Below are 22,437 nucleotides of genomic sequence, written 5' to 3'. Positions count from 1 at the left end.
GAACAGATCCGCAGCTCAGTTGCTTGGCCTGCTGGCCGCATCCTTTTTCTTGGCTTCAGCCAATGCTTCACGCTCATTATACCGCGCGAGATGGAACCGCTGGAAGTTGCGGTCCTGCTCGTAGATCTTGTGATCAATCCAAACGAACATATCGTAGAAGGTTCCCGCACCAATACCCAAGTTCATGCGCGTAACTTCTAGTGGCTGGCCCCATTTGCCATCGAGCCCGGAGAGATCGTCTTTGAAGAAGACGATGGTCGGCGTGAACATCACGCCCCAACGCTCGGCAAGCTTCTTCTCAGGCATCGCCGTGCCATCAAAGTCGGTAACCTCACGCGCGCCCCACATATCAAATTGGAGGATGGTGAAGTTCTCCCGGACATAATCATTGATATATCGCTTGGAGAGAACTTCCGTGTGCATCTTCACGCAATACACGCAACCGCGCTGCTCGAAGATCACGGCAAATCGCTTGCCTGCCTTTCGCGCCTCTTCAAAGTCCTCGCGCAGATCGAGAAACGACGCGGTGTTGAACCAAGGCTGATGATAGATCCCATCTTCGCCCTTGATCGGCGCTGCGGCCGGCTCTTCCACACCAATAGGTGGCGGCAAATCGCTTGCCGTTGCCGGGATGCCTGCACCCAGCACCAAAACACCCAAGGTCACGCCAATCCGTAGCCGTCGCAAAAGCATTTTATGGACCTTTCCTCCAGGAGCCGAGAGCGGCATGCCGTAGCCTTGGCCAGGAACCGCAAGCAACGCCATCATCCTATTCCAATATAAGGCTGCTGAGGAACCGCAAAACAATGACCACCAGAAACACAGCAAACGCCAGTTCGAGTTTACGCCGTGAGACGCCGTGTGCGAGCCGTACCCCCACTGGGGCCACCAAAACACTCGAAGGAACGATCAATGCCGCACCGAGCAAACTCACAAATCCAAGCGACAGTGGCGGCAAGCCGGGGTGCCCCCAGCCGGCCCACATCATCCCGATAGCTCCAGGTATCGCAATCAGGGGGCCGATTGCCGACGATGTTGCCACCGCCGTCAGGATTGGCCGGCCGTAAAGCGTGAGGAAGGTCACAATAAACGCAGCACCGCCAATGCTCATCAAAACAGAAATGATTCCGACTAAAACACTGAAGATCTCAAGCTTCGGCAACGCAGGAAGATCATGCCCCAGGCGCCACGTATCCCGTCCAAACGCCATCTTGGCTGCAAATAGCGTCCCAAACACCACCCAGACCCATTTCAGCGTCGTACCGGTCACTTGATCCGCGAACATAATGCCGAGAACAACGCCAATGACGATCCAGGGGCCAATGCGTCGAACCGCAACCCAATCCACGACGCCGTTAGCACTGTGAGCCATGAGCGCACGCAGGGACGTCGGAATAATAACAGCGAGAGATGTCCCAATAGCCATGTGCATCCGGATAGCCGGATCTACACCAAGCGCAGCGAAGGTTTCGTAAAGGACCGGCACCAAAATGCCGCCGCCACCGATACCAAGCAATCCAGAGAGAAAACCTACGATTACGCCCGCGGCCAGAAGCGCGAAAGCCAGCATGCTGAAGCCAGCCCAAGTCATACCGATGTCCATAAACCCGACGTCTCCGACGCTCTCCCGGCCCATTGAGGCACAGGAGCAGCTCCCCTTTATACGACCGCGCCGGTTCTTGCTTGGCCGGCAACACCCTCGGCAATAGCTATCGCCTGTAACAGGACATCGCTGCGGGCTCCATCACGAACTGCGTTCTCACTCAGGTGACGCCGGAAAGCGCGTGCACGCGGTCGACCGTGATAAAGCCCCAAAATATGACGGGTCACGTTATTGAGCCTGCCGCCAGCATCGAGATGCCGTTCCACGTAAGGAACGAGTTGCCTCAGGACGTCACCCCGCGACGGCACAGCCGAGTCGGAAATGAACAACCTTTGATCCACGTCCGCAAGTAGGTAAGGCGTCTGATAAGCAGCACGCCCCAGCATCACCCCATCAACATGCTGCAAATGCCGCTCGCTTTCATCGACGTCTGCGATGCCGCCATTAATAACGATGGTGAGGTCGGGCCGCGCCGACTTAAGCCGATAGACACGCGCATAATCAAGCGGTGGAACCTCCCGGTTTTCCTTGGGAGACAGCCCCTTGAGCCAAGCCTTACGCGCATGCACAATGAACACCTCCGCACCTGCATCCGCGACCGTGTCGATAAAGCGCTGGAAATGCACTTCGCTGTCCTGATCGTCGATTCCAATGCGACACTTCACAGTTACGGGAACGCGAACTCGTGCCCGCATAACGGCTATGCATTTTGCGACCAACTCTGGCTCGGCCATCAGACAGGCGCCAAACCGTCCCTCCTGCACGCGATCTGAAGGACAACCAACATTGAGGTTGATCTCGTCATATCCGAAGGCTTCTCCGATTTCCGCAGCGTCAGCAAGTTGCGCCGGATCACTACCACCGAGTTGAAGTGCCAACGGATGCTCGCCAGGTGCAAAACCCAACAACCGCTCGCGCGCACCATGCAATACCGCAGGCGCCGTCACCATCTCTGTATAGAGCAGTGCTTTGCGCGTCAGCAACCGATGGAAAAACCGGCAATGCCGATCAGTCCAATCCATCATGGGCGCAATGCAAAATCTATGTGGTTTAAACTGCACTGGGATTACAGATCTCTCGTTGTTTTAAACAGGCTACGGTCCCCACAACTACTACGGCACGATCCTTTTCAGAAGGGTAGGGGCCTGCGCAGAAAGCCGTCCTCGTATCGCAAGTTAACGGCTAGTCAACTGCATTATGATACGATGTTCGCTGATAAATCGGTCAATATAGTCGACGAGCGGGCGGAGAGTTCCACGGTCGATAGTTCTTCTTCGAGCCACGACTGTGCCGCTTGGAAACCTGTCATGCATACGCCGCCGGTCCATTATCTCTTCTTCTCGACTGCTATATTTTTCGCGGCCCTTTTGATGGCACTGGAATACGACCTCATTCGCAACTGGGATTTAAAGCCCAGCGAACAAAAGAAGCTGCAAGTTGAAGAAATCTTCGTACTTGCCTCGATCCTGATAGCCGAACTGCTGATATTTTCCTGGCGGCGCATGCGCGACCGCGCGGACGAACTCATGCGCAGAATGGCGGCAGAACAAGATGCCCATCAGTCCGCGCGTCATGACACGCTTACAGGCCTGCCAAATCGTAAACTCTTTGCCGAACGCGCTGGAGAGGCGCTTAGCAATTCATGGAACCGTGGCACGGATTGCGCAGTGCTCCTCATCGATTTGGATGGGTTCAAACCGATCAACGACACATGGGGACATGCCTCGGGTGACGCAGCCCTCCTCGAGGTGGCGGAACGCCTAAAGTCTTGCTCTCCGAAAACCGGCATGGTCGCACGGTTGGGTGGCGACGAGTTCGCCGTACTTTGTGAAGCTCCTCTCGGCGGCACGGCTGCAACGAGTTTAGCGCAAGGCATCCTGCGTGAACTTGAAAAGCCGATTGGCATAAATGGGCACAATATAGCCATCAGCGCCACGATCGGCATCGCCATCGGTCCCGCCAATGGACGCCGCGCAGAAGACTTGATCCACGCCGCAGATCTCGCAATGTACGAAGGCAAGAGAAGCGGACGCGGCACGGTGGTGATGGCCACGTAATCCGTAGGACCACCTGACACGCCCTACATTTTCACGCATGCACACACAAAACTCTTTTCATATCAAGACGGCCCAAACGGCGATGGACCTTGAAGCCGTGGCCACACTATTTCGAGCGTACGCCGCAGCCCTCAATATCGACCTATCGTATCAGAATTTCGAAGCTGAACTGGCGAGCCTCCCTGGCGAATATGGCCCACCCGCCGGGTGTCTACTTCTCGCACGATCTTTAAACGGAAACGCTATCGGATGCGTCGCCTTGCGGCCGTTAGAATTTCCCGCCTGCTGCGAGATGAAACGCCTGTACGTCGCGCCTGACGCCCGCCGTAGCGGATTGGGCCATCACTTGGTTAACCGGATCCTGAAGGGAGCAACCAAACTCGGATATCGAGAGATACGATTGGACACACTTCCGAAATTATCAGAAGCGATTGCGCTATATGGCAAAGCCGGTTTCGAGGTGACGGAGCCTTACTACGACACGCCGATTGCAGGCACGATTTTCATGCGCCGTCCGCTCCCATAAAAAGCCGCACCACTACAAACCTAGATCGCGCAAGTATCTCTCGACACCTGGATGAATCTTGTCCGCATCAGCGGCGCCCCGTGTGTTCGCAGGCGTGGTCTCACGCGCCTGATCTAGACGAGACACCATTGCGCTTTGGCCCATATGCAGCGCCTTCGCCAACCGGTAGCCTGTATCGTCCGGAAGATCTGGTCGCGCGAGGATGTAGCTCCATACCCCAACGGTGTTGACCGGTTCCCTTTGCCCCTCATAGGCTCCGGCGGGGACCGTCATGGATTTAAGAAAAGAATACTTCGCCGTGACTGCCTTGATCTCGTCCGCAGAAAAGCCCATCAGCCGACCGCCGGACGCCATGACCTTGGTGAACCCCGGCCAGCCGATCCCTGCACCCCAAAGTGCCGCGACGCGCCCCTCCCGCACCATGCCCGGCCCATCGCCGGCCTTCTCGAGAAAGTGCGGCTCAAAGTCGGCATCACGCTTGAGACCAAGCCCATCCATCACGTACTTGGCCATGAGCGTTAGACCAGACGTACGCGTCCCCCATGCTATGGGCTTTCCAATCAAGTCGCCCACCGACCTCGCGGAACTGTCGCCGCGCACCGCGAACATGCCTGGGCTTGAATAAATCGCCGCAATAACTTTGAGGTCCGCCGGTTGGCGCCCGATACCAGTGAATGCTTCATAGGCCGCAACGCCCTGAACAAGTCCGATATCGAATTTCCCCTCTTCGAGGAGACCGATGTTCTCAACACTGCCCTTGGTGTTGTGGGTGCTGACGGAGATCGAGCCATCCGCGGCGTTGATCGCAGCCGCGGCGACGTCCCCAAACAGTGTAAAACCACCACCTCGTGTCGCCGTAGCTAAGGTGACCTGAATAGGCTCAGCTTGAACCGGCAAAATGAAAAGGAAGAACAACGCCGATAGCACTGCTCTGGCAATCGGCATTTTCACGGCGGCATCTCCCGAACAACGCAAGGACCTTTATCCGCTAGGATACAATCTTTCCACGCTGCGTCCGTCAACAGCGTGATCGGCGTCCGCACTTTCATTCACAAATGAGACATGCCCCGTATAGCGCGGCGCGCTACTGGCAAGAGCAACCAGCAGCCCCGCAATGAACCAGAAAATACGCTGGTAAAAGAAATCCTGAGTGAGCCCCCCAAGACAAAACGCGACAAGACAGATGAAGGCTGCATTCGCCACAATTTTCGCGTTGGGCAACAGCCGATAGCTCATTAATCCACCAACGAACATCACAAACCCCGTGGCGATGAGCGCAAAACCGACGAGCCCCATCTCAGCCAAGATCCAAACAGGTACGTTGTGAATAACCAGCGCCTTTTGCCCATGTGCAATGCGGTCATGAATAAACCCGCCAAGCCCGTGCCCCAACAATGGAGCCTGACGCCAGAGCTCAAGACCCTGCACGATTGACTCCATACGCTCCTGATCGGACCCCTTGCGAACGACGGTTTTGCTGATCTGCGCCAACTGTATACCGTCGCCTTGCCACAGAAGCGGAACATTTGAGATCGCGACGGCCAAGACCAGCCCAATCACCACACCAGCGCTGAGTTCGCGTCGGCAAGACGGATACAAAACGAAGATCAAAAGGGATGAAGCACCAAGCATAATCCATCCGGTACGCGATTGCGCGAGTACAACCGCAAGCGCAAGCACCGCCGGGATCAACCTGAAACCCCACGCATCGCGACAGATCACATAGGACCGCAAGAAAAAGTATCCAATGAAGGCAATGACGCACTGGAATGCAAAGGCATTCCTATCGGCGAGGAACCCCTCAAGCTCCTTCCCAAGAATATCGCGTGGCAACTTGACGATCATGCTGTCGATCACAAACAAAACAATTTGTAACGCAGCCACGATCGCAACGGCAGAAACCAGGAGACGTAGCGTTTGCACAATGCGGCTACGCCCACCGTGTCCCCACAGCAAAAGACCAACGCTCACGTAGGAAAGAATAACAAACCAACCGAGTGTGCGGTTAACGAAAGCCCACGACAGAAAGCCGTGAGAAACGACCCCTACGATCAAGGAAATGACGATCGCCGCGGTGATCGCACCCAGCGGTGCAAAAAGCCACTGGGCCCGCCGTACGGTGCTCCGGGTAGAACCCCACGTAAGTGCCAGAACGGCAGAGGCCGAGATTGCAAGAATGTCTGCCAGATTCACGTTCAGGGAATGCTCCGGCATTGGAACACGCACCTGAAACATAATCGCGAAAGGCAACAGAACAGAAATGATCGCCGCAAACAACCGATCGATGTCATGCTTGGCGGCTTCTGCGCCTAGACGGTCAACAGCGAAACGGGGGTGCGAGCGAGGGCGTACTGAAAGGAAAATGGTCGCGACAAAACAAACCGCGACAAGCAGCAACGACAAAATCCCGATCGCAGCGCCGACAGCAACGCCGATGGCAGCCGGTACCCCCAATTGCCCCAAGACGTGCGCAGCGCTGAGTTCTCGAATACCCCACCCGGCAAAGCTGATCGGCAAAGCAGCAAGAAACATGACAACCGCCAGGGCACCGAGCGCCGAAGCGACCGGCACAGGCTGATCATACGCGGAAAACTGCGCATAAAACGCACCGAGCATCGCGCAATGGGCAACCACTGACAGGAGAAAGCAACCCGCAATCGCAGGCCACGACAAGCGATCCGCCAGCTGAGCAAACAGGATGCGGATACGACGTCGATTGAAGAACGCGTAAAGCAAAAAGATCAGAGGGAGAGAGACCAAGAGATTCAGCAGGTAAAGACCGCCATGCTCCATATCGAAGCCAAGAGATCCGAGAGTGTAGCCCCCGCCGATGAGCGCAAAGATTAGCAACGATCCAAGCGCTATCATGCGCTCAACGAGACTAAGAAATGTAACAGCCGAAGCAGACACACCGGCGTTCGTCAGGATCGCAGCGCGACCGACCGCCTGACCGACCACACTGAATATGAGAAGACTGCCCAAGTGTCCGACAAGAAACGACCTGAACGTGTCGGACATGGGCACTTGAAGCCCGAGAATCCGGAACGAGTAGTGGAACCGCAGGAACGACAGAAGCAGATTGGCAAGGATGCACGAAAACGCAACTGCAGTCGGAACCCCAAACCCGCGACCAAGGGTTTCCACCACCGTTGTGAGGTTGATCTGAAAGGCGATAACCGTCGCAGCAAGCGCTGTTATAACGATTGTTATGCCGCGCTGGAGACGCATCGCCCCCTCCTGCTCACGCCAACCCAACAAAGCCCCTGCGCATTGAGGCTCGGTTGTATATCTATTATTTTCTAAGGTCGCTGGCGAGGCAGAAGCGCTCGGACCAGGATCAACCCGCTATGCCCATGGGTATAGCGAGGACCGTGCGGGTACCAGATCGAGTGAGCTCAAGAAAGCGAGAGGGCAGGGGATAACCCATCGACCCAAGCAAACACCTAGCGAAAGTGACATTCTCGCAATTCATTGGATTATTCTTACTTGAACACTCATCATCCCTAGCTACTGCAGATCAAACAAAACCAGATTTAACAAGCCTTCGCCTTAACAACCGCATGGCAGACAGATGGCTGCGGAGTAAAGACAAAGCCGACCCCTTACCCCCTCCGCGGCGGTGACATTTTCTCTCGAGCAATCATTTAAAGGTTAAATACTCTGAATGTGCGCGATGAACGCTTTGCACGTTCAACTTCCAAGTTCGCGAACATCTTAGCTAAGCGCAAAATATATCAGACCAACAAAGATATTTACTGGGTTGACCCGCCCGATGTACTCCGTAAGTTGGCTTCAATTACGGAGTATTGAGCTAAATGCTATGATAAAATTTTAGTCATAGTAGTCTTGGGAGAGACCAGTTGCTGAGGACGCTTGCAGGTATTGTCGCTGGACAGAGCTATAGAGTTCTAGCTTGCCTGTTTGTCACGGCGGTCTTCACACTTCCCACGAAAGGGCTGCATGCAGCAGATGCTGCCCCGGTGATCGTAGAAAGGGTTCGAGAAGTTCCACTCATCAGTAAGCTTGAGCTTTCCGGAACCGTGACCTCACGACGTGTCTCGCAACTTTCAACCGCCGTCCCAGGCTTGATCACGACGGTTCACTATGACGCCGGCGCACAGGTTAAAGCCGGAGAAGTCCTACTGGAGCTGGATCCCAAACTCGAACAGATTACGCAGGAACAGACGCTGGCTAATATCGCCGAGGCTGAAGCACAGCTGGCGGATGCCCATAGACGCCTAAAAATCGCGGAAGACCTGGCTACCAGGTCGCATGGGCCGCAGAATGCTGTCGACACGATCAAGACAGAGATCGCAATTCGCAAAGCCACGTTGGAACGGCTCCACGCCCAGCGCAATGCATCCGATGAGCGCCTTGTTCGACACGTTGTAAAGGCGCCATTCGCCGGAACCATCTCACGCAAACTGGCTGAAGCAGGTCAATGGGTCGTACCTGGAACAGCCGTTTTCGAACTGGTCGAAATGTCGGGCCTGCGGATCGAGCTGCCCGTCCCCCAACAGCATTTCGCGAAAATTGACGATGACATCGACATCAATCTGAACTTCGACGCCGTCCCAAATACCAATGTTCCAGCCCGCGTCGAAGCAATCATCCCAGTGAGCGATCCGACCGCACGTACATTTACCCTGCGGGTCATTCCTAAGACCGAGCGCAACGACATCACGCCGGGGATGTCGGCGCGCGCAAGCATAAGCCTGCAAACGAATAGGAAGGGTCTCGTTGTCAGCCGCGACGCTCTGCTACGCCAACCTGATGGCCGCATCACGGTTTGGGTCGTCGAACCGAATGGCAAGGCAAATCTGGTTCGCGAACGGCGTGTCGAAATCGGTATTTCATTTGATGGGCTGACGGAGATTCGCTCCGGCCTCAAACTCGATGATCAGGTCGTTGTCCGCGGCAATGAATCATTAAATGAGGGACAAGCCGTTCGGCTCTCGAGCTGAACCGTGATCAGCGCCACGAAAGGATTGCCATCGTGTTCGAGGCCTTGATCAAGAGAGGCACGCTAACGGCAGTGATCACACTGATCGTTTGCGTTATAGGCATCGTAGCAACGATGCGCATTCCCGTGCAGATGATTCCGGACCTCGACGTAAGGACCGTCACCGTCGAAACCACTTGGTCTGGCGCGACACCGCAAGATATCGAGAAGGAAATTCTCATCGAGCAAGAGGAATACCTCCGCTCGATTCCAAGCCTCGAACGGATCATCTCGCGTTCATCGAGCGGCAGTGCGGAAATTGAACTTGAATTTCCCTACGACATAGACCTCAACGAAACGCTGATACGTATCAACAACGCGCTAAGCCAAGTCCCATCCTACCCTGAGAACGTTGACCAGCCGCGCATCTTCGCAAGTTCCTTCAGCGCAAACTCATTCATGTACTTGCGCGTCTCGCCGCTGGACGGGAATCCAAACCAGCTCGACATGGACATGATGCGCGACTTCGTCGACGACCACGTGCGGGTTCGTCTCGAAGGGGTGCCAAACGTTTCGCGCGTCAATATTGGGGGTGGCGCAGAAAAACAGGTTCAGATTCTCGTCAACGCCCCAGCTCTGGCAGAACGCGGGCTCACCCTCTCCGATGTTCGCAATGCGCTAGCCTCAAGAAACCGCGACACATCCGGCGGCGAAATCGAAAGCGGCAAGCGCCGGTACTTGTTACGCACCATAGGTCGCTTCGACGACTTGGAGTCACTCAGAGACCTGATCATCGTTCGCCGCGGCGACACGGTCACCAGACTCCGTGATGTGGCCGATGTGAGACTCGATCACTTCGAGATACGACAGCACGCTTACGTCAACGGCAAACCGATCATATTCCTTTCCATCCAACGGGAAGCCGGCTCCAACGTCATCGACATCAAAAAGCTGGTGCTCGAAGAAATGGAAGCGATAAACCGGAATGTGCTGAAACCCGCCGGTATGGTCCTGGAACTCACCGCCGACGACGTTGTGTACGTTGAAGCCTCAATCACGAATGTCTGGACGAACCTCGCCATCGGCGCGGTTCTCGCAACTCTCGTAATGTTTCTGTTCCTGCGCACCTTGTCGGGAACACTAATCGGCGTCATCGGCATTCCGATCTGTACGATCGCAGCCTTCCTCGGCCTTTTGCTATTCGGGCGCACCATCAACGTCATCTCGCTCGCAGGCGTTGCGTTTGCCATCGGCATGACAGTCGACAATTCCATTGTCGTGCTCGAAAGCATCGAATACGAGCGGCGGCGGGGCCTTGACCGAATGCAGGCCGCGATCGAGGGGGTACGCAAGGTTTGGCCCGCTGTGATCGCATCCACGATGACAACCGTGCTAGTGTTCGTCCCCATCGTCTTCATCGAGGAAGAAGCAGGGCAGCTTTACTCTGACATTGCGATTGCGGTCGCTGCGTCCGTATTGGCTTCGATGCTCGTAGCCATCACGGTGATCCCGACAGCCTGCGCACGCATCGACATTGCAGGAAAGAATAAGCAGACCGGGAGCATGCTCGAAGCGGGTTCAACCACGCTCGTCGGCTGGCTCGTGAAAAGCCGCGTACGCGCCGTGATGTGTATTGCGGTGATCACTGGATTGGGCACCGCCGTCATCACGTATTTGACTCCGCCCGCAGAATATTTGCCCGAGGGCGAAGAGCCAAAGGTCTTCGCCAGAATGAACGCGCCGCCCGGCTACAATCTCGAAACGATGCACCAACTCGGCTTGGGATTGCAGACTGAACTCCTGCAGTACGTCAACGACGACCCTGAGCGTTTCAAGCGCGGAGAAGTCCCCTTCCCAGCTCTCAAATACGTTTTTTTGAGAGTGAATGCCGAAGGTCTTCGCATCATCGGTGAAACAGTCGATCCCGCTGATATAGAACCGTTTATGACGGCTATATCGGCCAAGTATCAGACCTACGCCGGTATGCAGGCCTTCGCCTCGCGAGGCTCAATCATTACCAGCAATGATGGGGGGACGCGCAGTGTAAGCCTTGATATTTCCGGCCCGAGGCTTGAAGACATTTTTGCGGTCGCCGCAGCCGCATACCGCCGAGCGGAGGAAGTCTTCAACAACCCACGGATTCAAGCCGATCCGCCTACGCTAACCCTCTCGCAGCCCCTCGTGGAAATACGGCCCAATTGGCAACGTGCTGCAGAGCTTGGCATGGCCGCCAATGATCTCGGCTTTACCGTCGCAGCACTGACCGACGGCGCCTTTGCCGGATATTTCTATCAAGACGACGAGAAGATCGATCTCTACTTCTACGCGCACGATCCCTCCAACGTCGCCGTCGAAAATATCGAGAAGCTGCCCGTTTACACACCGCAAGGAACGATGGTGCCGCTGTCCGCACTCGCGGACGTACGCGAAACTGTCGATACGAGCACCATCCGGCGCATAAACGGAAGACGAACGGTGACACTCAACATCATCCCCCCGCCGTCCATTGCGCTTGAAACCGGCGTTGAAATCGTCGAGCGGGAAGTCGTCGAGCATTTACGGCGAACCGGCCAAATTCCGCAGAACATTGCTCTCGACATCTCAGGGGCAAGCGACCAACTGGAACGCACGCGTGATGCGCTCTCCGGCAACTACGTGGTGGCCATCATCATCATCTATTTGTTGCTGGTCGCAGTCTTCAGCCACTGGGGCTATCCGATACTGATTATGACGACGATACCTCTCGGCATCGCAAGCGGCATTGTCGGGCTGGCGCTCATGAACTTGGCTGGCGCGGCCTTGCCTTCAATTGGACTGACGGGCTTCCATCAGCCCTTCGACATGATCTCGATGCTGGGCTTCCTGATCCTGATGGGAACAGTGGTAAACAACCCAATTCTTGTCGTGGACCGTACGTCATATAACGTTCGGGAGATGGGCATGGACGCGCGGCAAGCCGTCACTGAAGCGGTTCAATCCCGTATACGCCCCATCACAATGACAACCCTGACGACGATCATCGCCTTGGCGCCACTCGTCTTCATCCCCGGCGCCGGAACCGAGCTTTATCGCGGCGTTGGAGCGATCGTTCTGTTCGGGATTCTCGGCAGCACGATCGTCACCTTGACGTTCCTGCCGTCGCTCACAGCTCTTGTGTTTCAGTACATCCGCTCGCCGTCTACTGCGAGCGGCGCGGAGACCTCCAAAGCCTGATGACTATCGGCGCACCGCCGGTGCGAGACGTTGCCCGCTTAAAAGCGTCGCAAGCGAATTTCGCGATGGCTTGAGATTGAGGAGTTGTCAGACTTGTACCAGCTGGCCGATCAGTCAGGCCACGCCTTCAATGACATCTCCACCACGTTCAGGAGATCCGCGTGCGACGCGCCACCTGACGCTTGAACCGACATGCCCTGAACAACCGTCTCCACATAGCGTGCAAGAGAAGCCGGATCGCTTTCAGGCGACAAGTCACCCTCCACTTTGGCCCGTTCAAGTCGTGCGCGAAGCGCTGTTTCACTGGCGGACCGGCGTGAGCACAGCTCATCCTTGATGGACTGTGCGGCTTCACCACACGACAAAGCGCCCTGGACGGCAAGACAACCACGTGGGTTACAGGGATCCGTCAAGCTCTTGGCTGCGCTTGTAAGGAGTCGCTCAACCACGGCGCGGGCGGTGGGCTCTTCCAATGCGGCACGTTGGAGTGCACCCGGCCCGGTCTCGACATAACGGTCCAAGGCGAGGCGGAATAACTCCTCCTTGTTGCCGAACGCGGCATAGAGGCTCGGGCGATTGATGCCCATGGCCTCGGTTAGATCGGACAAAGACGTTCCTTCATAGCCCCGACTCCAGAAAACGTGGAGGGCCTTATCTAGCGCTTTGTCAGTATCGAATTCTCTCGGACGGCCTTTCTGCACCGCTCTTCTCCTTTCTTGAACGAACCCCCTATACCATTAACATACTCATCGATACAAATAGTGATTGACAGCCCGGATGCCAGACCTATATGTGTACCGCACAGTACAAATATAGAGCACGAGGCATACAATGTCACATTCCCTCAAAGGTAAGGTTGCTCTTGTCACAGGAGCATCTCGCGGAATCGGCGCAGCAGCGGCATACGCACTCGCCGACGAAGGCGCCCACGTCGCAATCAGTTACGCAGCCTCAGCAGACAAGGCTGAGGCCGTCGTTCGCGAACTTGAAAAGAAAGGTGTCAAGGCCGCAGCTTTCAAGGCTGACCAAGCCAATCCCACAGAGGCGGCTGGTCTCGTAAAGGCTGTCGTCGACAAATTTGGTCGCCTGGACATCCTCGTCAACAACGCCGGTGTGTTCGTGACCGGTGCGGTCGGCGACGACGCGAACAATGACTACAACGCACTTGATCGCCAGCAGGCCATCAACGTGAACGGCGTTGTTGCGGCCATTCGCGAAGCATCCAAAGTCCTAAGCGATAACGGCCGGATCATCACAATCGGGTCCGCCATTGCAACGCGCGTCGGTTTTCCAAATCTCGCCGACTACGCGGCGACGAAGGGCGCTATCGTTGGTTACACAAAGGGCATCGCGCGCGACCTCGCATCGCGCAACATCACAGTCAACGTGGTGCAACCCGGCGCTGTTGATACGGACATGAACCCGGCGGACGGTGATTTTGCCAGTCACCTTAATGCCGTGACGGCCCTCGGTCGGTACGGTCGCCCGGAAGAAATCGCAGCAGGCGTAGCATTCCTCGCAAGCCCAGCGGCTTCGTATGTAACCGGCACCGTCCTGACAATCGACGGGGGTTACACAGCCTAATTCCCTAAGTCGCCCCCAACCACTTCTGGAGGATCCGGCACTCAGCCAAGTGTCCTGATCTACCGCCTCTCACATCACTTACACCCATGTCCCGGCGTGCCGAACGACAGCGACCTCCGCTGACGCTCGACACACCGAACGGGGAACTGTTGCCCGACAGCAGCCAATCAAAAAGTCACAAGAGGCAGTCATGAGCCGCAATCAATTCCTGCTCCGCGTCTTCGCCGGCGAAGCCGTTCTCATCGTCTTGTTCAGCGTCCTCATCCTAGGCAGCAGCTGAAACAGAACGCTCGCTGCCACAACAACAAACGGTCCCAAACGGAGCCCATAAGAGATGATCCGATCCCCCGCCTTTATAGCCCTAGGGCTTGCCTTCCTCGTGGCCATCGCGATGGTGCTTGCTGGCTGCGACCTCAACGAGACCAAAACCGCCGCCGCATCCCCTGCGCCACCGCAGGTCGTCGCTGTAGCGCCGACAGTCAAAAAAATCACCGAGTGGGACGAATACACAGGACGGTTCACCGCCGTTGAAAGTGTCCAGGTCCGAGCGCGTGTAAGCGGCTACCTCACCGCCATTCACTTCAAGGATGGCCAGCTCGTAAAAGAGGGTGACTTGCTGTTCACGATCGATCAGCGACCCTTCAAACTGGCAGTCGCATCCACGCAAGCCGATGTCGGGGCTGCGGAAGCCGCACTGGAATTCGCTCGCCAGGAACTGTCTCGCGCGGCAGCGTTGCGTCCGTCGCAGACCGTACCTGAGCGGCTTTATGACGAGCGCGCGTCAGGCGTCCGGCAGGCCGAAGCACGCGTCCTCACCGCGAAAGCTGCGTTGGACCGCGCGCTGCTCGACCTGGAGTTCACGGAAATCCGTGCACCCGTTTCTGGGCGCATCGACAGTCATAAGGTCGACGTCGGCAACTTGATCGGCGGCGGCGGAATTGACGCCACGGTTCTCACTGACATCGTGTCTCTGGACCCCATCCACGTGGTTTTCGACGTCGATCAGAACGCATACCTGAAATACGTCCGCGCCGCGCGGAATGGCACGCGGCCAAGTTCACGCGAAGCCCCCAACCCAGTTCAAATTGCACTGCCAGACGATAAGGGATTTCCCCATTCCGGAACCATGGACTTTCTGTCCAATCAGGTGGATCGGGCAAGCGCAACGGTTCGGGCGCGCGCCATCGTGAGTAACCAGGATCTCGTCTTCACTCCTGGACTGTTCGCACGCGTTAAGCTTATCGCGAGCGGTGCTTACGATGCCGTGTTGATCCCAGACGAAGCCATCGCCACCGACCAAGCTTCCCGCGTCGTCTACGTCGTTAAAAATGGCAAGGCCGAACTGCGCAATGTCACGCTAGGGCCCATCGTCGACGGCCTACGCGTCATTCGCACCGGCATTACGCCCAGCGATATTGTGGTGACCTCCGGCCTGCAGCGCATTCGAGCCGGCCAGGAAGTCGCCATCAGCTCTACCCCCTCCGAGCCCGATATCAAAACTGCTCGCATTACCTCTGAGGAGATCGCCCGATGACACTCGGTCGCTACTTCATTGATCGGCCGGTATTCGCGATCGCCTTGTCGATCGCTACCCTGATCATCGGAGCCGTCGCCGCAAGCCGGCTCCCAATTTCCCAGTACCCAGAAGTTATTCCGCCAACAGTGACGGTGTCAGCTCAATACCCCGGCGCCAACGCTAAAACGATTGCCGACACGGTCGCGACGCCAATTGAGCAAGAAGTGAACGGCGTCGACGACATGCTCTACATGCAGTCTCAATCAACTCAGGACGGTCGCCTCAGTCTCACTGTGACATTCCGCATCGGAACCGATTTGGACAAAGCGCAGATGCTGGTTCAGAACCGCGTTGCACTCGCCGAACCTCGCCTTCCCGAGGTCGTTCGGCGCATCGGCGTCACGGTAGAGAAAAACTCACCCGATTTCCTTCTTGTTGCCCAGCTCATTTCTCCCGACAATAGCCGCGACCAGCTCTATCTATCCAACTACGCGACCCAACGAATTGTCCCGGTTCTCAGCCGGTTGTCCGGCATCGGCAGCGTCCAGATACTGGGTGCACGCGACTACGCAATGCGCGTGTGGTTGGACCCTGACAAAGTCGCTGAAATGGGCTTGTCGGCATCGGAAGTTGTAGAAGCTTTGCGCGCCCAGAACGTACAGGTTGCAGGCGGCGTTCTCGGCCAGCCGCCAGTTCCGACGGATCGCGCCTTTCAACCGTCTTTGACTGTCCAAGGCCGCTTCATCGAACCCCAAGAGTTCGAGCAAATCATTGTCAAGCGCACCGACGACGGCCGTGTCGTGCGTCTGCGCGATATCGCACGGACCGAACTCGGTGCCCGCAACTACGGCACTAATGCCTACATCAACGACACTCCCGTGGTCGCGCTGCTCGTCTTCCAGCGACCCGGCACCAACGCGCTCGATGCCTCGACGTCTATTCAATCGACGATGGCGAAATTGGCGGAAGGTTTTCCATCCGGTGTCGATTATCGGATGACCTATAATCCAACCGAATTCTTCGTCCGGACATCCATCGAAGCGTTGGAACACACCATCTACGAGGCCATCGCCCTCGTCGTCTTCGTGGTCATCCTCTTCTTGCAAAGCGGAAGAGCCACGATCATTCCGCTTCTGGCTATTCCAGTATCTCTTGTTGGAACGTTCGCCGTCATGGCGGCGCTCGGTTACACCATCAATACCCTGACACTGTTCGCATTGGTGCTGGCCGTTGGCATCGTTGTCGACGACGCCATCGTCGTCGTCGAAAACGTCGAACGCTATCTACGCGAGGGATTGTCACCCAAGGAAGCTGCGCGCAAGACCATGGACGAAGTGGGCGGGGCACTGATTTCAATCGCACTCGTGCTGACGTCGGTGTTCGTTCCAACCATGTTCCTCGATGGCATCTCTGGTGAGTTCTTCCGGCAGTTTGCCGTAGTGATCGCAGTCGCGACGTTGATCTCGGCGTTCAACTCGCTGACCTTGAGTCCTGCCCTAGCTGGGTTGCTTCTCAAAAAGCACGACACCCATACGCGCCGTCCGAGTATCTTGGCCAGACTGCTTCAGCCCCTCATCAACGGCTTCAATACTTTCTTCGACAAGTTGGCTTCCGGATACGCCGCACTAACGCGACAAGCGATCCGCAGGACGGGTTTCATGTTGGTGCTCTACGCGGGATTGATCGCGGCGGCTGTCTGGGCGTTCGTCCAGGTTCCGCGCGGCTTCGTCCCCGCTGCGGACCAGGGCTATCTCATTGCCTTGGTTCAGTTGCCGCCAGGCGCATCCTTGCAGCGGACAGACGACATCGTTCGCGAAGTGGGAGCCCGCTCCCGCCAAATTCCAGGAGTGGAGTGGGCACACATGTTCCCAGGCCAAAATCTGGCAACCGGAACACAGAGCAGCAGCGCTGGCGTGGTCTTCGTCCAGCTGGAGGATTTTAAAAAACGCCATGACAAATCAAAATCCGCAACGGCAATCCAAGCCGAGCTGAACAAGCGTTTCGCCGATATCGCAGGTGCCCAGATTACAATCATCGCACCTCCGACGATCCGTGGCATTGGCGCATCCGGCGGCTTCTCATTGCGGGTGCAGGATCTCAACAACCACGGCTCTGTAGCGCTCGAAGATGCCACCCAGAAACTGTTGGCTGCGCTCAGGGCGGATCCTCGAATTGCGTTTACGTTCACGCCGTTCAACGCGTCGGCGCCGGAGTACTTCTTCGACATCGACCGCACGCAAGCTGAGATGCTCGGCGTCGCCGTAGCAAGCGTCCACGAAACCCTCGAAACCTATCTCGGCAGCAGCTACGTCAATGACTTTAACCTCTCCGGACGCACGTATCAGGTAATCGCCCAGGCGGAGGGCCGGAACCGTCTCGATATCGAGCAAATTAGCAGGCTCAAAACGAAGGGCGACTCCGGTGCGATGGTTCCGCTGGGGTCGATTGCGACCTTCAAGACCCAAGCCGCACCCGATCGCGTGCCACGCTATAACTTGTTCCCAACCGCTGAAGTCATTGGGTCCGCAGTCCCGAATGTAAGTTCTGGCGCCGCACTCGATCTGGTGGAGGAAATCGCAGCAAAGACCTTATCGAGCGATTACGCCATCGAATGGACCGAGCTGTCCTATCAGCAGCGTTTGGCCGGAGGCGGTATTGTGATCTTCCTCCTGAGCGTGGTCTTCGTCTACCTCGTCCTGGCCTCACAATACGAAAGCTGGTCGTTGCCACTTGCCGTCATCCTGATCGTTCCAATGTGCTTACTCTCAGCAATCGGCGGCGTGATGTGGCTGGGCCAGGACAACAACATTCTGACGCAGGTGGGCCTCGTTGTTCTCGTTGGCTTGGCCGCAAAGAACGCAATCCTGATCGTCGAGTTTGCACGTGACCTCGAAGCTCATGGCCAATCCATTGACGATGCCGTCGTGGAGGCTGGCCGCTTGCGGTTGCGTCCGATCTTGATGACATCGCTGGCGTTCATTCTCGGCGTTGTGCCACTGATGATCGCTGAAGGTGCCGGCGCAGAACTACGCCACGCCATTGGTACAGCGGTATTCTTTGGGATGCTCGGCGTCACCGTATTCGGCCTGTTCTTTACGCCGGTCTTCTACGTGACGGTGCGCCGTCTGCTCACCCGCAGACAAGCAACAAATCAAAGCCAAGGATCAATCTCTGCTGATCCCGTGCACACCTAGAAAGAACACAATGATCATGCGCCGCGCTGACGGAAGAAGATGCCGATAGCGCGGCGCAAAGAGATAAATCGCTGCCTAGAAAAGGGACATCTGCGCACAAATTAATAAAACTAGAAATCTGCAATTCGATTATCCGATTTTAAATGAGTGACAGCTAAAGTATGAGGGATTTCTGTCATCTAGAGCAATTGTCCCGAAAAGGCTGGTGTATCGCCCCATGAACGAACACCGAAAATCCCGTAGAACCCACACTAAGAAGCTGGCCAAGATTGTCTTTGACGACGGCCGCACTCCCCTGAATTGCATCATACTCGACACGTCAGAAGGCGGCGCGCGCCTTCTTATGGAGAGCAATGAGGAACTTCCTGACCAATTTTTTCTGTTCAGAAGAGCTGAGTTGTCACTTCGCGAAGCCACCGTCGTCCGCCGTGCCTATAAAACGGTGGGTGTCCGGTTGTCGGAACCGCTTTCCGCAACCAGCGAACGTGCACGCGCCTTAAAACACCTGAAGGACCTTTCCCCCGTCTTCACGTGACGTCCGATACCATAGCCATAAGATTGCGGCCTCTAGCGAACAGATCGTTAGAGGCCGCGATGGTTTTGAAAATGCTTGATGCGTCCTCTAACGCTACTGCGGCGCCGATTTCAACTCCTCCACCAGCAAGCGCGTTTCATCAGCCCGCGGTTTTGAAAACGGCGCCAGTATCCGAAATGTAATCGGCGTCAGGAAGAGCGTGAAGATCGTCGCAAACCCCAAGCCGCCGATAATCACCCAGCCCAAAGCCAAACGCGACTCCGCACCGGCACCCGTCGCGAATATCAGGGGGAGCGCACCCAAGACGGTCGACGCCATCGTCATCATCACGGGCCGCAACCGGGTCGTCGCCGCATCACGGATCGCAGTATCGACGTCCGCGCCTTCATCCCGGCGCAGGTTTGCGAATTCAACAATCAAAATACCGTTCTTCGCCATCACACCCACGAGGAGAACAAGCCCAATCTGGCTATAAACATTGAGCGTCCCACCGGTGAGCTGGATAGCGAAGACCGCAGCCGCCAAACCAAATGGAACGGTCAGGAGAATGACGAGCGCGCTGACAATACTCTCAAACTGCGCAGCCAAAACCAGGAAGACAATGATAAGCGCGATGGAGAAAACCAGTGCCGTGTTTTCGCTCGTTTCCGATAGCGTCCGTGCTTCACCGAGCAGGATAATTGACATGTTCGGATCCATAAGCGGGGCGGCCACCGTCCGCATCGTTGCCACCGCGTCACCGAGCACGACATCCTGATTCAACGACGCGGTGATCGGCACGGACCGTTGTCGATCCTCACGGCTTAAGCTTGGAGCAATAGCCACCTCCTCCATTGTCACAAGGGAGGACAAGGTGATGAAGCTACCATCCGATGCTTTGACGAAAAGATTTTCAAGGTCCGAAGGATCATTGATCGGGCGCCCACCCGCCTTGACCTGCACTTCAACGATCTCATCGTCAATGAAGAGATCCGCCGCCTTGCCATAGTCCACCATCGTGTTGATCAGGCTTGTGATGGTGTCGATCGACACGCCGAGTGTCGTCGCCGCCTCGCGGTTGATGCGAACGGAAAGCTGCGGTTGCGTGGTGTCGTAATCAGTCCGCGCGTTACGAAAGCCGGGCGTCTCAGAAAGTTTGTTTGCAATCTTAAGAGCAACATCGGCAAGCCGGTCATAGTTCGGCCCTGCAACCGCAAACCTCAGGCCCTGTCCTCCACCACGTATACCAAGACTGTTTGGTGACAACAGTGAAACCGTTATACCCGGTATGGACGCGAAGCGGCGTTGAAGCTCAGCTTGTATCTCCTGCTGGCTACGTGATCTCTCCGACCAAGGTGCGAGCGGTGCAATCACAAAAGCCCGGTTCACCCCACCGCGACCGATCATCGCCAACACATCGGTCACCTCTCCACGATCCTTGAGTTCGTGAAGAACGGCCTCGACGCGCTCTGTCTTCTGCGCTGAATACTGGAGATTGCTGCCTTGCTGCGTCCCAAGACGGATAAGCACAACGCCACGATCCTCCGTCGGCGTGATCTCCTTAGGCAAGTTCTCGTACGCAAACCAGCCCAGAGCAGCAAAGCCGAGGCAAAGTGCAATGACGAGATAACGCAACTTCAAACACAGATTGAGAATTGCACCGTAAGCGGCGGACCCCAGCGCTCCCACGCCTCCCAACAGGCCTTTGCGTGTTTCTCCATCAGAGATCGAGACCCCGGTTCCAAGCTTCGATGCCAACATCGGGCAAAGGATCAACGCCACCGCAGACGAAATCGTCACCGCGAAGGCCAGCACAAATCCGAACTCGGAGAACAGGTTGCCCACGATGCCCGGCATAAACGAAATGGGCACAAACACAGCCGCGAGCGTCGCCGTGGTGGAAAGAACGGCGAAGACGATCTCCTTCGTTCCGAGAACCGCGGCCGCGCGAGGACCTGCGCCCATCGCTCGCCGTCTGGCTATGTTTTCAAGAACCACAATAGCGTCGTCGACAACGAGGCCCGTCGCGACCACGAGCGCCAAAAGCGTCAGTAGGTTAATCGAAAACCCTGCCATCCATATCGCGGCTAACGTGCCGATAAGCGATACAGGGATCGCCAACGCCGGCGCCACCGTCGCACGCACCGACTGCAGAAAGGCAAAAATGATCAAGATCACAATTGCCGTCGCCAACAAAAGGCTGATGAAAACTTCCGAGATGGACTCACGTATGAACGTCGCGTCATCAGACGTGATCGCGATGGTCACGCCTTCGGGCAATGATTTGCGAAGCTCTTCGACCGCGGCGCGCACACCATCGGAGATGCGGATCGTGTTCGCTTGCGCCTGACGGATGATCTCCATTCCGATGGCGGTTTCCCCATTGAGACGGGTCACGGCGGTCGCCTCTTGAAACGCCCACCGGACAAAGGCAACGTCGCCAACCTTCGTGTGTGAATTGATCTCTAAGGCGCTCACATCTGTTGGAGACATAACGGGCGCTTCCGCACGAACGAGAAGCTGCTGCGTCTCGTTTTCAAGAGCACCTGATGGCGTGACCACAGAAGCTTTGTTGATCGCGGCGATGAGATCCTGAAGGCTTAAGCCACGTCCCGCCAGAGCGACGAGCGACGCCCTCACCTCGATGGTCTTGGCACGTAAGCCGTAGGAGTTGGCAGCCGCGACGCCCTCAACGGCAGCAAGACGATCCTCGATGATGTTTTCGACGTAGTCCGTAAGCTCACTTTCGGAAAGCGTCGTCGAAGAAACGGCTATCCGAATGATCGGCGAAGCATCCGAGTCAGCTTTAATCACGCGGGGTTCTTCATCCATATCGTCGGGCAGTTGATTGGTGATCCCGGCAACGGCATCACGCACGTCCATCGCCGCAGTTTCCATATTCGTCTCACTGGAGAACTCGATGGAAACGCGGCTCGAGCCGTACGAGGACGTTGACGATATGCCGGTAATCCCCTGCACCCGAGACACAGCACTTTCGATGATCGCCGTGATTTGAGCATCCATACTTTCCGGTGTTGCCCCGGGATAACTCGCGCGCACCGTAACGACGGGACGGTCAACGTCAGGAAGCTCGCGAATTTCGATAGATTGCAGAGCCGCGACACCGGCAATGATGATCAACAGATTGACCACCAAGGCGAGAATCGGCCGGCGAATAAAGACGCCAACCCATCCCCCATCATCCGGTTTCGAGCTTGATTGCGAGCCTTCGGGCGCAGCGGTCATCGTCTGAATTCCAAAGTTGTTCCGAGGGAAGCGTTCACGACA

The 22,437-nt window shown here is 56.5% G+C and carries 15 protein-coding genes; 8 read left to right on the top strand and 7 right to left on the bottom strand.

Annotated features, from left to right (window positions below):
• Window positions 1-15: 15 nt before the first annotated feature.
• From K5845_RS16060 to dusA, 3 genes are all read right to left on the bottom strand, one after another.
• Window positions 16-693: a thioredoxin family protein gene (locus tag K5845_RS16060; RefSeq protein WP_160298721.1), complete on the bottom strand. Its 678-nt coding sequence runs from the start codon at window positions 691-693 to the stop codon at window positions 16-18.
• 76 nt (window positions 694-769) lie between these two features.
• Window positions 770-1,603, bottom strand: coding sequence for a sulfite exporter TauE/SafE family protein (locus tag K5845_RS16055; protein WP_287959474.1), 834 nt, complete (start codon window positions 1,601-1,603; stop codon window positions 770-772).
• A gap of 56 nt (window positions 1,604-1,659) precedes the next feature.
• Window positions 1,660-2,664: a tRNA dihydrouridine(20/20a) synthase DusA gene (gene dusA, locus K5845_RS16050; RefSeq protein WP_287959473.1), complete on the bottom strand. Its 1,005-nt coding sequence runs from the start codon at window positions 2,662-2,664 to the stop codon at window positions 1,660-1,662.
• Window positions 2,665-2,910: 246 nt separating this feature from the next.
• On the opposite strand from dusA, the gene K5845_RS16045 reads away from it, so the two are divergent.
• Entirely contained in the window at window positions 2,911-3,660 is a 750-nt protein-coding gene (locus K5845_RS16045; RefSeq protein WP_287959472.1) for a GGDEF domain-containing protein, read from the top strand.
• Window positions 3,661-3,757: 97 nt separating this feature from the next.
• Window positions 3,758-4,186 (top strand): GNAT family N-acetyltransferase, encoded by a 429-nt coding sequence (locus K5845_RS16040; RefSeq protein WP_244512472.1) that lies wholly within the window; start codon window positions 3,758-3,760, stop codon window positions 4,184-4,186.
• Window positions 4,187-4,198: 12 nt separating this feature from the next.
• Here the strand turns inward: K5845_RS16040 and K5845_RS16035 are convergent, their stop codons facing one another.
• Both K5845_RS16035 and K5845_RS16030 read right to left on the bottom strand, forming a co-directional pair.
• A complete protein-coding gene (locus K5845_RS16035) occupies window positions 4,199-5,131 on the bottom strand; it encodes a TAXI family TRAP transporter solute-binding subunit (RefSeq protein ID WP_287959489.1) in 933 nt (310 codons plus the stop codon).
• A gap of 36 nt (window positions 5,132-5,167) precedes the next feature.
• Window positions 5,168-7,414, bottom strand: a complete 2,247-nt coding sequence (locus tag K5845_RS16030; protein ID WP_046478428.1) for a lysylphosphatidylglycerol synthase domain-containing protein — start codon at window positions 7,412-7,414, stop codon at window positions 5,168-5,170.
• A gap of 632 nt (window positions 7,415-8,046) precedes the next feature.
• On the opposite strand from K5845_RS16030, the gene K5845_RS16025 reads away from it, so the two are divergent.
• Both K5845_RS16025 and K5845_RS16020 read left to right on the top strand, forming a co-directional pair.
• Entirely contained in the window at window positions 8,047-9,150 is a 1,104-nt protein-coding gene (locus K5845_RS16025) for an efflux RND transporter periplasmic adaptor subunit (RefSeq protein ID WP_287959471.1), read from the top strand.
• A gap of 32 nt (window positions 9,151-9,182) precedes the next feature.
• Window positions 9,183-12,341, top strand: coding sequence for an efflux RND transporter permease subunit (locus K5845_RS16020; protein WP_287959470.1), 3,159 nt, complete (start codon window positions 9,183-9,185; stop codon window positions 12,339-12,341).
• A 110-nt stretch (window positions 12,342-12,451) separates the two neighbouring features.
• Here the strand turns inward: K5845_RS16020 and K5845_RS16015 are convergent, their stop codons facing one another.
• A complete protein-coding gene (locus K5845_RS16015) occupies window positions 12,452-13,042 on the bottom strand; it encodes a TetR/AcrR family transcriptional regulator (protein WP_046478425.1) in 591 nt (196 codons plus the stop codon).
• A 130-nt stretch (window positions 13,043-13,172) separates the two neighbouring features.
• Between K5845_RS16015 and K5845_RS16010 the strand changes: the two genes are divergently transcribed.
• The 4 genes from K5845_RS16010 to K5845_RS15995 all read left to right on the top strand — a co-directional run bounded on the left by K5845_RS16010 (window position 13,173) and on the right by K5845_RS15995 (window position 19,170).
• Entirely contained in the window at window positions 13,173-13,925 is a 753-nt protein-coding gene (locus K5845_RS16010; RefSeq protein WP_046478424.1) for an SDR family NAD(P)-dependent oxidoreductase, read from the top strand.
• A 334-nt stretch (window positions 13,926-14,259) separates the two neighbouring features.
• On the top strand, window positions 14,260-15,459 hold the full coding sequence (locus tag K5845_RS16005) for an efflux RND transporter periplasmic adaptor subunit (protein ID WP_090230067.1): 1,200 nt from the start codon (window positions 14,260-14,262) through the stop codon (window positions 15,457-15,459).
• Entirely contained in the window at window positions 15,456-18,635 is a 3,180-nt protein-coding gene (locus K5845_RS16000) for an efflux RND transporter permease subunit (protein ID WP_287959469.1), read from the top strand. Before K5845_RS16005 ends, K5845_RS16000 begins: the two co-directional genes overlap by 4 nt.
• 217 nt (window positions 18,636-18,852) lie before the next feature.
• Window positions 18,853-19,170 carry a PilZ domain-containing protein gene (locus K5845_RS15995; RefSeq protein WP_287959468.1) on the top strand — a complete coding sequence of 106 codons (318 nt, stop codon included), beginning with the start codon at window positions 18,853-18,855 and terminating at the stop codon, window positions 19,168-19,170.
• Window positions 19,171-19,263: 93 nt separating this feature from the next.
• Here K5845_RS15995 and K5845_RS15990 read toward each other — a convergent pair whose 3' ends face one another.
• Complete coding sequence (locus K5845_RS15990; protein WP_287959467.1) at window positions 19,264-22,395, bottom strand: efflux RND transporter permease subunit; 3,132 nt, start codon at window positions 22,393-22,395, stop codon at window positions 19,264-19,266.
• Window positions 22,396-22,437 lie beyond the last annotated feature (42 nt).

The organism is Filomicrobium sp., from assembly GCF_025698805.1.
GTDB lineage: Bacteria > Pseudomonadota > Alphaproteobacteria > Rhizobiales > Hyphomicrobiaceae > Filomicrobium > Filomicrobium insigne.
This window is presented reverse-complemented; position numbering and strand designations above follow the sequence as displayed.